General features: G+C 68.9%; 10 protein-coding genes and 2 pseudogenes. 3 read left to right on the top strand and 9 right to left on the bottom strand.

Annotated elements, in window-relative coordinates; genetic code table 11:
• Positions 1-111 (top strand): annotated as a pseudogene (locus tag AB4Y92_RS24115) (IS1595 family transposase); the annotation flags it as partial.
• 52 nt (positions 112-163) lie between these two features.
• Here AB4Y92_RS24115 and AB4Y92_RS24120 read toward each other — a convergent pair.
• The 6 genes from AB4Y92_RS24120 to bioB form a co-directional block, all read right to left on the bottom strand.
• On the bottom strand, positions 164-1,156 hold the full coding sequence (locus AB4Y92_RS24120; RefSeq protein ID WP_441821931.1) for a multidrug resistance efflux transporter family protein: 993 nt from the start codon (positions 1,154-1,156) through the stop codon (positions 164-166).
• Positions 1,153-2,064, bottom strand: a complete 912-nt coding sequence (gene bioC, locus AB4Y92_RS24125) for a malonyl-ACP O-methyltransferase BioC (RefSeq protein WP_441821932.1) — start codon at positions 2,062-2,064, stop codon at positions 1,153-1,155. The genes AB4Y92_RS24120 and bioC overlap by 4 nt, the downstream gene beginning before the upstream one ends.
• Positions 2,065-2,168: 104 nt before the next feature.
• Positions 2,169-2,966, bottom strand: coding sequence for a pimeloyl-ACP methyl ester esterase BioH (bioH, locus tag AB4Y92_RS24130; RefSeq protein WP_441821933.1), 798 nt, complete (start codon positions 2,964-2,966; stop codon positions 2,169-2,171).
• A 340-nt stretch (positions 2,967-3,306) separates the two neighbouring features.
• Positions 3,307-3,759 carry an ACT domain-containing protein gene (locus AB4Y92_RS24135; RefSeq protein ID WP_441821934.1) on the bottom strand — a complete coding sequence of 151 codons (453 nt, stop codon included), beginning with the start codon at positions 3,757-3,759 and terminating at the stop codon, positions 3,307-3,309.
• Entirely contained in the window at positions 3,756-4,988 is a 1,233-nt protein-coding gene (bioF, locus tag AB4Y92_RS24140; RefSeq protein ID WP_057945041.1) for an 8-amino-7-oxononanoate synthase, read from the bottom strand. The genes AB4Y92_RS24135 and bioF overlap by 4 nt, the downstream gene beginning before the upstream one ends.
• An 18-nt stretch (positions 4,989-5,006) precedes the next feature.
• Positions 5,007-6,044, bottom strand: coding sequence for a biotin synthase BioB (gene bioB / locus AB4Y92_RS24145; protein WP_441821963.1), 1,038 nt, complete (start codon positions 6,042-6,044; stop codon positions 5,007-5,009).
• A gap of 377 nt (positions 6,045-6,421) precedes the next feature.
• Between bioB and AB4Y92_RS24150 the strand changes: the two are divergent.
• A pseudogene (locus AB4Y92_RS24150) lies at positions 6,422-6,607 on the top strand (double zinc ribbon domain-containing protein); the annotation flags it as partial.
• A gap of 168 nt (positions 6,608-6,775) precedes the next feature.
• Positions 6,776-7,504 carry a ComF family protein gene (locus tag AB4Y92_RS24155; RefSeq protein WP_441821964.1) on the top strand — a complete coding sequence of 243 codons (729 nt, stop codon included), beginning with the start codon at positions 6,776-6,778 and terminating at the stop codon, positions 7,502-7,504.
• Between the two features lie 65 nt (positions 7,505-7,569).
• On the opposite strand, the gene AB4Y92_RS24160 is transcribed toward AB4Y92_RS24155, so the two are convergent.
• The 3 genes from AB4Y92_RS24160 to AB4Y92_RS24170 all read right to left on the bottom strand — a co-directional run bounded on the left by AB4Y92_RS24160 (position 7,570) and on the right by AB4Y92_RS24170 (position 12,413).
• A complete protein-coding gene (locus AB4Y92_RS24160) occupies positions 7,570-9,318 on the bottom strand; it encodes a M64 family metallopeptidase (RefSeq protein WP_441821935.1) in 1,749 nt (582 codons plus the stop codon).
• A gap of 1,000 nt (positions 9,319-10,318) precedes the next feature.
• Positions 10,319-11,761: a short-chain fatty acid transporter gene (locus tag AB4Y92_RS24165; RefSeq protein ID WP_441821936.1), complete on the bottom strand. Its 1,443-nt coding sequence runs from the start codon at positions 11,759-11,761 to the stop codon at positions 10,319-10,321.
• Positions 11,762-11,888: 127 nt separating this feature from the next.
• A complete protein-coding gene (locus AB4Y92_RS24170; protein ID WP_441821937.1) occupies positions 11,889-12,413 on the bottom strand; it encodes a Rid family hydrolase in 525 nt (174 codons plus the stop codon).
• Between the last annotated feature and the right edge of the window lie 29 nt (positions 12,414-12,442).

Below are 12,442 nucleotides of genomic sequence, written 5' to 3' on the forward strand. Positions count from 1 at the left end.
AAGAAGACCACCTTCTACCTGCACCTCAAGGAGTGCGAGTTTCGCTTCAACCATCGCCACGACGACCTCTATCGGGCGACCCTTAAGTTGCTACGATCCAACCCCCTCTGAGGGGCGTTTGCTTCCTAAGACCCTTTTCAAAGGGGGGAACCATCGTTTCGACTCAACCGCCGCGATCGCTGCGCAGTTCCTTCACTCGGCGATCGTTGCCCGCCGCCGCGCGCGCGGCGACCACGCTGAATGCGACGATCCCGAGCATGACCACGCAAGCGCCCGCCAGCGCACGCCCCTGCGGCCAGGCTTCGCCGAGCCACAGCGCGCCGATCACGGTGGCGAACAGGATTTCCGCCGCCTGCATCGCCTCGGCCGCGGCCAGCGCGGTCGGATCGTTGCGGACCATGCCGGTGGCCTGGAAGAACAGCACCGTCGCGATCACCCCGGCGCCCAGCGCCACGCCCGCGGCCAGGGCCACCTGACCGGCCGGCGGCGGGCCCGCTTCGATCCCGGCGTACAACGCCACCGCCCACCACAGCGGCTGGCTGGCCAGGGTCATGCCGAACACGCGCTGGGTGGCGTTGAGTTCGGTCCCGGTCTTTTCCAGATGCAGCAGCAGGCCGCGATTGCCCAGCGGATAAGCCACCGCGCCGATCGCCACGCAGACCAGCGCGATCCAGCCGGCGCGATCCAGCCGCCCGCCGCCGTGGCCGAGTTGCAGCAACAGCACGCCGGCCACGATCACCGCGCCGGTCGCCAGCGCCGGCAGCGGAATCCGCGCGCGCGCGTCGCGGTACAGAAACGGCGCGCACAGCATTCCAGCGATCACGGTCAGCTGGAAGGTGCCGGCCACCAGCCACGACGGCCCGCTGGAGGCGGCGTAGCTCAGGCAGAGGTAGAACAGCACGAAGCCGATCCCGCTCCACAGCAGCCACGGCCCGGGATGAGCGTGGATCGCCCGCCACACCGGCCGCACCCCGCCCAGCAGCGGCATCGCCACCAGCAGCATCGGTAGGGTGAACAGATAGCGCAGCGCCGCGGTCCAGGCCCAATGGCCGCCGGCGTTGGCGGCGGCGCGGTTGAGCACGTAGGTGCAAGTGAAGAACAGCGCCGAAGCCAGTGCGATCGACACCGCCCACAAGGCCTGGCGGCTGGCGCTCATGGACGCTGCCGGACGCGGATGCTCGACGCCGGCACCTGCACTTCGTCGATGCCGCCGACCCGGATCGGCGTGCCCGGCTCCGGGCCCCAGGCGTGGGCGTAGATGACTTCCCAGGTCGCCGGCAGTTGGCCGCGCGCATCGCGCAGCGGCTCGTAGGCCTGCGCGGCGCGGGCGAAGCGCGCGCGCCCGGTCAGGCTGCGCCGGCGCGTGACCATCGCATTGGTCGCGCCGAGCGTGCGCAACTCGCGCATCAGATGGCCCAGGTCGGGATGACCGAGGGTGAACTCGTCGCGATCGAGCACCGGATTCTTGAACCCGGACGCGATCAGAGCATCGCCGAACTGGGCGATCGACGGAAACAGGCTCACGTGCGGCGCCGCATCGGCTTCGGCGAAGGCGCCGCGCAGTTCGAACAAGGTGTCCGGGCCGAAGGTCGACACCAGCAACAGCCCGCCGGGCTTGAGCACGCGGCGGAAACCGGCGAACACCGCCGGCAGGTCTTCCACCCATTGCAGGCACAGGTTCGAGAACAGCACATCGACGCTGCCGTCGCGCAGCGGCAGCGCGCGCGCGTCGGCGCAGACCGCATCGGGCCGGCGCGCGCCGCCGAGCAGGCGCGGGCGCCAGCTGCCTTCGCCGAAATGCGTGCGCGCCTCGCGCAGCATCGGCACGGCCAGATCCAGCGCGATCACCTGCGCGCGCGGCCAGCGCTTCTGCATCGCCGCGCTCAGATGGCCAGGGCCGCAGCCGACATCGACCACGACTTCGGGCGCGCGATCGTCGAGGTAATCCAGGGTCTCCGACAAGCGCGCGCCGACTTCGCGCTGCAGCGCGGCGGCATTGTCGTAGCCGTGCGCGGCGCGCGAGAACGAGCGGCGAACCTGGCGGTGGTCGAACAGATCGGTCATGGACTTCGGGCTTGCCTGTTGCTGTGTAGGGGATTCATGCGCGGCGGGTTCGCGCGCGGAGCGGATTCGAATGCGCCGGCGTCATCGCCGCATGGCGGGCGGTATCACGCCGTGGCCGACTCTGCTTGCGCCGCCTCGACGAAGGCTTCGATGGTCTGCGCGACTTCGTCGGTCGCGCCGAGAAACGGCGCGTGGCCGGCGTGGGCGATCACCACGCTGCAGCCGCGCGGCGCCAGCGCGGCGGCGGCCGGCATCGCGCCGGACGGCACCAGACGGTCGCGGCGTCCGGAAATCCACAGGCTGGGCACCTGCAGCTTGGGCAGTTCATCGCGCACGTCGAATTCGTCCAGCAAGGTCAGGCCTTCGTGCAGCGCGCGTTCGGCCGGTTCGCCGCGCTCGAAGGCTTGTTGCTTGAGATGGCGCAGTTCGTCCTGCGCGCTCGTCGAGCCCAGCGCTTCCAGGGCCAGGAAGCCTTCCAGCGTGCCGCGGAAATCGCGCTGCAAGGCCTCGCCGAAATTACGGAACAGATCCGGCGACACGCCGTGCGGCCAGTCCGGCCCGACCACGAAACGCGGCGAGGACGCGATCAGGATCAGGCCGCGCACGCTGCGCGGATGATCCAGCCCGGCGCGCAGCGCGACCTGGCCGCCGAGCGACCAGCCCAGCCAGTAGGCATCGGGGATGCGTTCGACCAGGTCCGCCGCGAGCGCCTTGGGATCGAGCGCGGTGGCGTCCTCGCGCGCGTAGCCGTGGCCGGGCAGATCGATCAGGTGCACGGTGTAGCGCGCGGCCAGGCGTTCGACCAGCGACGCGAACAGGCCGCCGTGCATGGCCCAGCCGTGGATCAGGGCGATGGCCGGGCGTCCGCTGTCGGGGGAAGCGCCGGTGGTTTGGATGTACATGGGGGAAGGAGGTCCGTACTGCGGTGCGTTGGTGCTGAGCGGGTTGTTGCGTGTTTGCGTGTTTGCGAGGTGGCGATGGCGATGGCTGTATCGGCTCTACCGGCCTCGCACTTGTGTTTTTGCCGTGGTTTTTTTTCCGTCATTCCCGCGAACGCGGGCTCCGCTTTACTTCGGCGGAGCCGAACATCCAGTGACTTTGACGGTACTCGCACGAAAGCCGCTGGATTCCCGCGTTCGCGGGAATGACGGTAGGAGGGCGGCCCGGTGGACGAAGTTCATCGGCTCCGGCACGCAACGTAATTCCGGCTCGAATCGCAACGCCGTCCTGAACCCGGCCTCGTCACACCCCCGCCTCACCGCGCAAAGAATGCAACGCCGCCACCGCTTCATCGCAGCGATCCGCCGGCACCAACAAATGATCGTGATAAAACCCGGCCAACACGTTGCACGGAATGCCGTGCCGCGTCAGCGCGCGCGAGAACGCCGCGGTCAGCCCCACCGCTTCCAGTGCCGAATGCACGCGCAAGGTCAGCCACGCGGCGACGAAGTCGTATTTCACTCCCTGCGCGTCGGCATCGGCGCGGCGCAGCACGCAGGTCAGGCCTTCGTTCTCGGTCACCGTCGCCACGGCGAGCTCGCGCAAGGGCGAGCGCGCATCGGATGTGCTCGCGTAAACGTACTCGCCTTCGCGCACATCGACCTGCAGGCCGGCCAGCATCTGCGCCAGATCGGTTTGCGCGATCGATCCAGCCGCCGCGCCCGCGTCCGACGTCGAAGACGGCCCGGCGCTCATCGCGCCGCGGTGGCCGGCGCGGCCGCGCCGCTGTCGCTGCGTTCGATCGCCACGCGTTCGGCCGCGCGCGCCAGCGCTTCGATCAGGCCATCGACCTGTTCGCGCGTGTGCAGCGCCGAGAAAGTCACGCGCAAACGCGCGCGGCCTTCGGGCACGGTCGGCGGACGGATCGCGGCGACCCAGTACCCTTGTTGTTCCAGGGCCTGCGCCATCGCCAGCGCGCGGCGATCGTCGCCGCACATCACCGGCTGGATCGGCGTGCCCGAATGCAACAGTTCCAGACCGAGCTTGCCCGCGCGTTCGCGGAAATGCGCGGTCAGCTCGGCGAGTTTTTCGCGCCGCCAGTGATCGCTGCGAGCGAGCTTGATCGCCGCGCGCGTCGCCGCGGCCTGCGCCGGCGGCAACGCGGTGGTGTACAGATGGCTGCGCGCGGTTTCGGCCAGATGGCCGATCAGGTCCGCGTCGCCGTGCAAGGCCGCGCCGTAGCTGCCCAGCGCCTTGCCGAAGGTCGCCAGCTGCAACGGCACTTCCTGCACCGACAGACGCGCCGCGGCGACCGTGCCGCGCCCGTCCGGGCCGATGACGCCGACGCCATGCGCGTCGTCCACGTACAGCACCGCTTTCTGCGCGCGCGCCACCAGGGCCAGATCGCGCAGCGGCGCGATGTCGCCGTCCATGCTGAAAACGCCGTCGGTGGCGAGCATCGCCATGCCGTCGGGCACGTTGCGCAGTTGCCGGATCGCGCCTTCCGGATCGGCGTGCGGATAGCGGCGCAGGCGGCAGCCGGCCAGGCGCGCGGCGTCGATCAGGCTGGCGTGATTGAGACGGTCCTGCACGCAGACGTCTTCTTCTTCCAGCAGGCCCTGCACCGCGGCGATATTGGCCAGGAAGCCGCTGCCGAACAGCAGCGCGCGCGGCGAACCCAGCCAGTCGGCGAGTTCGCGTTCGAGCGCTTCATGCTGGGCGTGGTGGCCGCAGACCAGATGCGAGGCCAGGCCCCCGGTGCCTTCGCGCGACGCCGCATCCTGGAAGGCGTTGGTCACAGCGAAATGCTGCGACAGCCCCAGGTAGTCGTTACCGCAGAAGTTGACCAGCGAGCGGCCTTCGACCTCGCAGCGCGCGCCGTCGCGATGGGTGACCACGCGGTGGGTGCGGCTGCGCGCGTTCGCCACGCGCTGGGCCTGGGCTGTTTGAATCCGTTCGCGCCAAAGGGTTCGCTGGCTGCTCATCGCGGAAGCTCCGCCGCTTCAGGCGGCGCAGGTGTGGGCGGACTGTTCGGAATGTTCCTCAATACTCGCATGGACGGTGCCGGCGGTCTCGACGATTTGCATCGGCTTGAGGCCCAGGCGGTCGAACAGGGCGAGGTCGCGCTCGGTGTCCGGATTGCCGGTGGTCAGCAGTTTTTCGCCGTAGAAGATCGAATTGGCGCCGGCCAGGAAGCACAGCGCCTGCAGTTCGTCGCTCATCGCCTCGCGTCCGGCCGACAGACGGACCATCGACTTGGGCATCAACAGGCGCGCAACTGCGATGGTGCGCACAAATTCGAAGGGGTCCAGCTCGGCCGTGCCGGCCAGCGGTGTGCCTTCGACCTGGACCAGCCGGTTGATCGGCACCGAGTCCGGATGCGCCGGCAGGTTGGCCAGGGTCTGCAGCAGACCGGCGCGCTGGCCGCGCGACTCGCCCATGCCGACGATGCCGCCGCAGCAGGTCTTCATGCCGACATCGCGCACGTGCTCCAGCGTGTCCAGACGGTCCTGGAACTCGCGGGTGTGGATGATCTCGTTATAGAACTCCGGCGCGGTGTCCAGATTGTGGTTGTAGTAGTCCAGCCCGGCCGCCTTCAGCGACTTGGCCTGATCGCCAGACAACATCCCCAGGGTGGCGCAGGTTTCCAGGCCCAGGGCCTTCACCTCGCGGATCATCGCCGCGACCTTCGGGATATCGCGGTCCTTGGGCGAGCGCCAGGCCGCGCCCATGCAGAAGCGCGAGGCGCCGGCGGCCTTGGCCTGTTTGGCTTTTTCCAGCACCGCCTCGGTGCTCATTAGCTTGGTCGCGTCCACGCCGGTGTGATAGCGCGCGGCCTGCGGGCAGTAGCTGCAGTCTTCCGGACAGCCGCCGGTCTTGACCGACAGCAAGGTGCTGACCTGGACTTCGGTCGGATCGAAGTTCTCCCGGTGCGCGCTCGCGGCGCGGTGCAGCAGCTCGGGGAACGGCAGATCGAACAGCGCGCGGACCTCGGCGCGGGACCAATCGTGGCGGAGCGGAGTGGAACTCGGAGAGGACATAGGCACCGGGGCTGGCTCCAGCGGGACTGCACTGACGGCGGGCAAAAGGGGGACCGGCCGCCGGACGGCCGGAGCCGGCAGTCTGGTAAGCGCGCGGGCGACTGTCAACTGATCTCGCGGTGATCGAGTTGACAGCTTTGGGCGGGGCGTATGGGTGGAATTTGTCGCGAGGCCTGGCGCGGGGCCGGGCGCAGGACCCGCCACCGCGCCCTGTGCGCGTCCCTGCGAAGTCTTTTGTGGGAGGGCCTTCAGGCCCGAAGCTTTCCGTTCCGAAGCGGCGACCCCACCCGCAGAGCATCCTCCCCGCGGACTTCCCCGACGCCCGCACCCGCCTTCCCCCGACAGCCCCGCCCCTTGCGGCAAGCCAAGCTGCACCGATGACCTTCGCCGCCTCCGCGATAGACGCGCCGCGCGCCGGCGGACTCTGGCACCGCCTGGGCTGGTCGCTGTGGCCGCCGCGCTGCCTGATCTGCGGCGAGGTTGGCGCCGACGGCCGCGACCTGTGCCCGATCTGCGCGGCGGCATGGCCGTGGATGGGCACGGCCTGTCTGGCCTGCGCCTTGCCGTTGGCGGCTCCGGCGGCGCTTGTTGGACGGACGCTCAACGCCGAGGACGCGGCCGACAACCTCATCCATCCGGAAGCCGACGCGTGCATCGGCGATGACAACGCGCTCGCCCACGGCTCGCCGCACGCTTGGCTCGATGCAACAGCCGATGCCGACACCGCAAGCATCACTCCAATCTGCGGCCACTGCCTGCGCCGCCCGCGAGTGCTGAGCGAAGTCCACGCCGCCTGCGTCTATCGCGCGCCGCTGGACCGGTTGCTGCCTCGCTTCAAGTTCCACCGCGATCTGGCCGCGGGCCGTCTGCTCGCGACGATGATGGCGCGGGCCATCGCGGCGAAATTCCAGTCCGCTGGTCTACATCGCTTCGATGACGTTAACGATGTGACGCGCGTACCGGCCACGACAACGTCCTGCATCTCGGCCAGCCGCGCCGATCCATTCGAATTCCACCCAGCGGATAACCGTTCGCATGCGGGCGACGCTACAGGCCATTCATCGCGGACGCCCTCGCCAATCAACGCGCCGATCGCTACGTCACCCACCACCCCCATCCTCATCCCGATCCCCCTGCACCGCGCGCGCCTGCGCGAACGCGGCTACGACCAGGCGCTCGAACTCGCACGCCCGCTCGCACGCGAGCTGCGCCTGCCCTTGCTGGACGACGCCCTGCTGCGCCTGCGCAACACGCCCGCGCAATCGCGCCTGGACGCCGCGCATCGCCGGCGCAACCTGCACGATGCCTTCGCCTGGCGCAGCACGGCATCGGTTCCCGCGCACGTGGTGCTGATAGACGATGTCATGACCACCGGCGCGACCCTGCACGCCGCGGCGCGAACGCTGCGGCGCGCGGGCGTGCAACGCGTCGATGCCTGGGTCTGCGCCCGTGTGTTGTGAGCACGTTGCTCTCTACAAGAACACGACGCGGCCGCAACCCAAGCCGCGACCGCCCCGCCCCAACGCTACGGCGACCCCGCCAACGCCTGCGCCGGCTGCACCCGCGCCGCATTGACCCGGATCGACCAACTGCGCGAATGCTGCAACAGCCCACCGGCCATCGCCGCGCTCACGAACGCAGTCTTGTCGGTGACGCGCAGTTCCAGCGTCCGCGTTGCCGGCGTGGCCGCATCCTGGCGGAAATCGTAGGCCGCCGAGGTCGCGCCCGGAATCGCGGTGCCGTCGAGATACCACTGCACCGCGACGGTACCGATGCTCGGCCGCAGCAGCGTCGCCGAGAACCGTTTGGTCGTACCGCGCGCATACGCCACCGCCGCGGCCGGCGACGGCGATTCGGTGCCCGGCTCGATCAGATCGATGCCCGCCGACGGCGACCCGAAGCCGCCGCGATACAACTTGCGCACGTACTCCTGCCGGCACACCGGGCAGAACGTATTGCCCAGCGCGCGCATCAGGCAGGTGTTGTCGACCGGCCGGTACATGCCGCTGCTCAGATAACGCGCGCCCTTGAACAGACCGGTGCCGCTGGTGCCGGCGGGCGTCGGAATCGGCAGGCCCGGGGTAAACCAGCTGCGCCACTTCACCAGGCTGGCGTTGGTCTGGTTGGTGACGTTGGGCTCGCACAGCGCGCTGCCGCTGATATCGCTGCAGGCCGGAAAGCCCGGATACGGACTTTCGTATTCGTCCGCCAGCCCGTGGAAGCTGTGGCCGAACTCGTGAATCGCGATCAAGGCCGCGCTGGTGTGCGCGGAGATCGTCGCGAACGAACCGCCGGCGCCTCCGTAGACCGGATCGTTGACCGTCACCAGGATCTTGTCCCAATCCGGAAAGCTCGCCGCCGCCGCCATCACCTTGGACGAGCGCGTGGTCAGCAGGCGATGGATCTGGCTGGTGCAGAAGGTCGCATCGAGCGCGGTGCTGACGAATTGCCCGGCGCGCGGATCGTTGCGCGCGGCGGTGTCGGCGCAGCACGTGGTGCCGGTGCAGCCGGCCTGGTACGGCGGATGATCGGCGCCGGACTGGGCGGAGGCGACGAAGCCGGCCTGCCAGTTCACGAAGCTCTGATAGTCCTTGTACGGGCTGACGTTGAACATCGCCGTCTTCAGCGCCGCGGCCTGATTGGCGAAAGTGGTCTGCTCTGCGTTGGTGTAGCCGTCGCCGAGCACCAGGATGTCGAGGCGATTGCCCGGGTTGGCCGCTTTCGCGCCGCCGGCCTTCGTCGCATCGTCCGGCGCGGGCAGCGACCACGGCGTGCGCGCCGGCATCGTAGCCGCCAGCGGCAATTGCGAAGAACGGATCGCCAGTTCGCGCAGATCGATGCGCTGCGCCGATTTGGCGTTGCCGTTGCCGATCAGTTCGATCGTATCGGCCTCCTCCACCGGCACGCGGACGACGAAGGCGCGGCGCGGATCGCGCACCAGCGGATGCAGTTCGATCGCGCCGTCGCCGTGCTCGGGATCGTGCGCGAATTCGGCGCGAATGAAGTTGGGCACCTGTGCCTCGTACACGGCCGCGTTCTTGGCGCCGTTGCGCGACACGCGGTATCCCACGCGTTCCACGCCGCGCTCGACCGGCTGCTCGCTACGCTGATCGCGATGCGGATCGGACAATTGCACCTGGGTGTAGAACACCGGCTCGGCGCGGCCTTGCGCGTCCATTTCGAACACGACGTAGTGAGCGGGAACGGCGGCGTAGGCGCAGGAGCTGGCCAGCAACCACAACATGGCGGCGCGCGTGAGCTTGGACGAAATCATGGGATCTCCCAACGGCACGGGATACGGGCGTCCGCGCGGCGCGGACGGTTTTGTCGCGGAACCCGCGCCAACCACGGCGCCACAGCCCCCGGGTGTGCCACGACGGCTGCACGCTAACCCACGCGCTGGCCGCGCTTCGCCGCGGCGATCACACAATCCGCCGGCGCGATGCGGGAGGTTTTGTGATGCCCGCCAGCGAATATGCGTTTTCGCGCATCAATGGGCCGATTCGATGGGCCGATCACGCCGCGGCTGTCGCCCGGCTCGACGCGTTCGTAAGCATCGCCTGGATTGCCCAGACGAAGACAGACGCAGCGATACGCCACGTCCGCCGAATCCCATGCACGCGCATGTCCGCGTGCACGCGCCCCGCATGCAGCGCGAAGCGCATGCGGGCGCAGGCGAGACCGCTCGCGGCCCCGCCCGCCACCCGATGGCGGAATCCATTCCGCCACGCGCGCCATCCCGGGCGCATCCCCGATTCCGATCGCCCGCCATCCATGGCGGTGGTTTCCCTACGCCTCGCCTCCTGGCGAGCCTGATCGAATCGAGCGGGGGTTTGCTGATTTACTCACCGGCGTCCCTGCCGTGTCGGAACCGACCTTCATCGCGAGCGCTCGGCCGACGAGGACGCATGTCGCGTGCGATGTTCCCTGGTCCGATTCCGAAGTCCTTTGAAGTCTCCCGAAGTCCTTTCCCGATAGCCGACGAAGTCCGTTTCAAGCCCCACTCAGCGCAGGAAATCCGTTCCCTTTCGCGTGGAGCCATTGTCGCGCAGACAGGTCGCACAGGCTGAGAAGTGCGGGCGTATCGACGGAAAAAACCGCGGTTTATTCCAGTGTGGAGGTGGAGCGCGACCTCCTTGTTGCGCTCCCGCCGCGGCAGCCCGACGCGACGTCTCCACCCGCTCAGCATCGCCCGCCGCCCCGGTCCGGGGCAGTCGGGCATCGTCGCGAACGGGGGTAGGATTTTTCCGGTTGCGCGGCCGGCGGTTTTGCGCTTACGGCATGACCGGCGGGTGATAGCTCAGGGTCAGGCCGAGCAGCCACAGCAGTCCCAGCACCAACGGGATGTGCACCAGCAACTGGATGAAGGTGAATCCGACGATGTCGCGCGCCTTCAGTCCCAGCACGCCCAGCAGCGGCAGCATCCAGAACGGATTGATCAGATTCGGCAGCGCCTCGGCGGCGTTGTAGACCTGCACCGCCCAGCCCAGATGCACTTTCAGATCGTTGGCGGCCTGCATCACATAGGGCGCTTCGATGATCCATTTGCCGCCGCCGGAGGGCACGAAGAAGCCCAGCACCGCCGAGTACACGCCCATGACCAAGGTGAAGGTGTCGGTATCGGCCACGCGCACGAACACGCTGGACAGATGATGCGCCAGGGTCTGGCCGTCGCTGCCCTTGGCCGCGGTCAGCAGGCTGGCGATGCCGCCATAGAGCGGAAACTGGATCAGCACGCCGGTGGTGCTCGGCACCGCGCGCGCGACCGCGTTGAGGAAACTGCGCGGGCGCCAGTGCAGCAGCAGGCCGGCGGTCAGGAACGCGAAGTTGTACGTGTTGAGGTTGGCGATGGCGCTGACCAGGGGCTTGGCGGAAAACTCCACCACCAGCCAGCCCAGGCTCATCGCCGCCAACAGCAGCGTGATCAGCGGGCTGTATTCCAGCCACTCGCCCGGGCGCTTGCGCGGCGGCAGCGTGGCGGCGTTCTTTTCTTCGACAGCGAAATGCTCGGCGCCGTCGAAATCGCGCGCGCGCCGCACCGATGCACCGCGCGGCGCGGTGACGAAGCAAATCAGCAGCGACACCGCGATCAACACCGCGGTCAGCACCACCGACTGCCACAACAAAATGGTTTCGCTGAAGGGAATCACGCCGGTGATCGCCAGCAAGGCCGGCGGCATGCTCGCCGGATTGGCCTGCAACTGCGCGGCCGACGAACTCAGGCCCATCGCCCACACCGCGCCCAGGCCGAGATACGCCGCCGCACCGGCCGCGCGATAGTCCATGTCCAGATCGTCGCGCCGCGCCAGCGCGCGCACCAGCAGGCCGCCGAACACCAGCGAGAAACCCCAGCTCAGCAGCGAGGTCAACATGCTGATCAGGCCGACATAGCAGATCGCGCCGCGACCGCTGCGCGGGACGCGGGCGAGCGCGTCGATCACCCGCGCCACCGCCGGCGCGGTCGCGACCACATAGCCGCCGATGACCACGAAGGCCATCTGCATGGTGAAGGGAATCAGGCTCCAGTAGCCGTCGCCGAACGCCGACGCGGTGGCCGTGGGCGTGGCGCCGAAACCCAGCGCGGCGACCGCGACGATGACCACGCCGAGCGCGGCGAACACATACGCGTCGGGAAACCAGCGTTCAGCCCAGGCCGCGCTGCGCAGGGCGAAGCGCGCGAGCGGACCGTCGGCGGAAGCGGAGGCGGCTGAGTTCATGGCGGGATTCCTGCGACGGGGCCTGGCGATTGTCCAAGCCTGGGCCGGACGGGCCACTTGCACTTTAGTCGCACGCCCGCCGCCGCGGCGAGGGCGCGCGCCGCCGCCACGGCGCGCCCGCCGTGCCTTACGGTGTCTTGGCCGGCGCGATCCGCGCCTTCGCCCGCTTGCCGGAGCCGATGATCGCCTCGGCCCGCAGCTCGAAACTGGCGTCCTTCGAATACAAGCCGCTGGTCGCGACCGCGGTCCAGGCCGGATAGTGGTCCTTGAAGAACTCGCGATGCACCTTCAGCACCGGCGCGATACGGCGGCGGAATTCCTCGTGATCGCGGGCGACGTGGAAACTCTGCATCTCCACCACATCGTCCATGCTGGCGCCGGCGCTGCGCAGGTGCGCCTGCAGTTGCTGGAACAGCCAGCGCGCCTTGGCCTCGTCGTCGGCGCCTTCCAGCGCGGGAATGCCCGAGACGATCACGCGATCGCCGATCTTCACCACCGGCGAGTAGTGCAGATCGTGATACGAACTCTCCCACCCTTCCGGCGCGAAATGCTCGCGAGCCGGCGCCGAAGCCGGCGGCGCGGCGACGGCCGGCAATGCCGGCGCGAGGCAGAGCGCGGCCGGGAGAATCAGGGAACGCAGCCAGACGCGCATGAGCCACTCCGCAACCGATAAGGCGGCCA

The sequence above is a fragment of the Lysobacter sp. TAB13 genome, from assembly GCF_052113885.1.
Classification (GTDB): Bacteria; Pseudomonadota; Gammaproteobacteria; order Xanthomonadales; family Xanthomonadaceae; genus Lysobacter; species Lysobacter gummosus.

Excerpts from the sequence above, each read along its gene's own strand:
- AB4Y92_RS24120 (WP_441821931.1), bottom strand. The coding sequence starts at position 1,156 with ATGAGCGCCAGCCGCCAGGCCTTGTGGGCGGTGTCGATCGCACTGGCT.
- bioC (WP_441821932.1), bottom strand. The coding sequence starts at position 2,064 with ATGACCGATCTGTTCGACCACCGCCAGGTTCGCCGCTCGTTCTCGCGC.
- bioH (WP_441821933.1), bottom strand. The coding sequence starts at position 2,966 with ATGTACATCCAAACCACCGGCGCTTCCCCCGACAGCGGACGCCCGGCC.
- AB4Y92_RS24135 (WP_441821934.1), bottom strand. The coding sequence starts at position 3,759 with ATGAGCGCCGGGCCGTCTTCGACGTCGGACGCGGGCGCGGCGGCTGGA.
- bioF (WP_057945041.1), bottom strand. The coding sequence starts at position 4,988 with ATGAGCAGCCAGCGAACCCTTTGGCGCGAACGGATTCAAACAGCCCAG.
- bioB (WP_441821963.1), bottom strand. The coding sequence starts at position 6,044 with ATGTCCTCTCCGAGTTCCACTCCGCTCCGCCACGATTGGTCCCGCGCC.
- AB4Y92_RS24160 (WP_441821935.1), bottom strand. The coding sequence starts at position 9,318 with ATGATTTCGTCCAAGCTCACGCGCGCCGCCATGTTGTGGTTGCTGGCC.
- AB4Y92_RS24165 (WP_441821936.1), bottom strand. The coding sequence starts at position 11,761 with ATGAACTCAGCCGCCTCCGCTTCCGCCGACGGTCCGCTCGCGCGCTTC.
- AB4Y92_RS24170 (WP_441821937.1), bottom strand. The coding sequence starts at position 12,413 with ATGCGCGTCTGGCTGCGTTCCCTGATTCTCCCGGCCGCGCTCTGCCTC.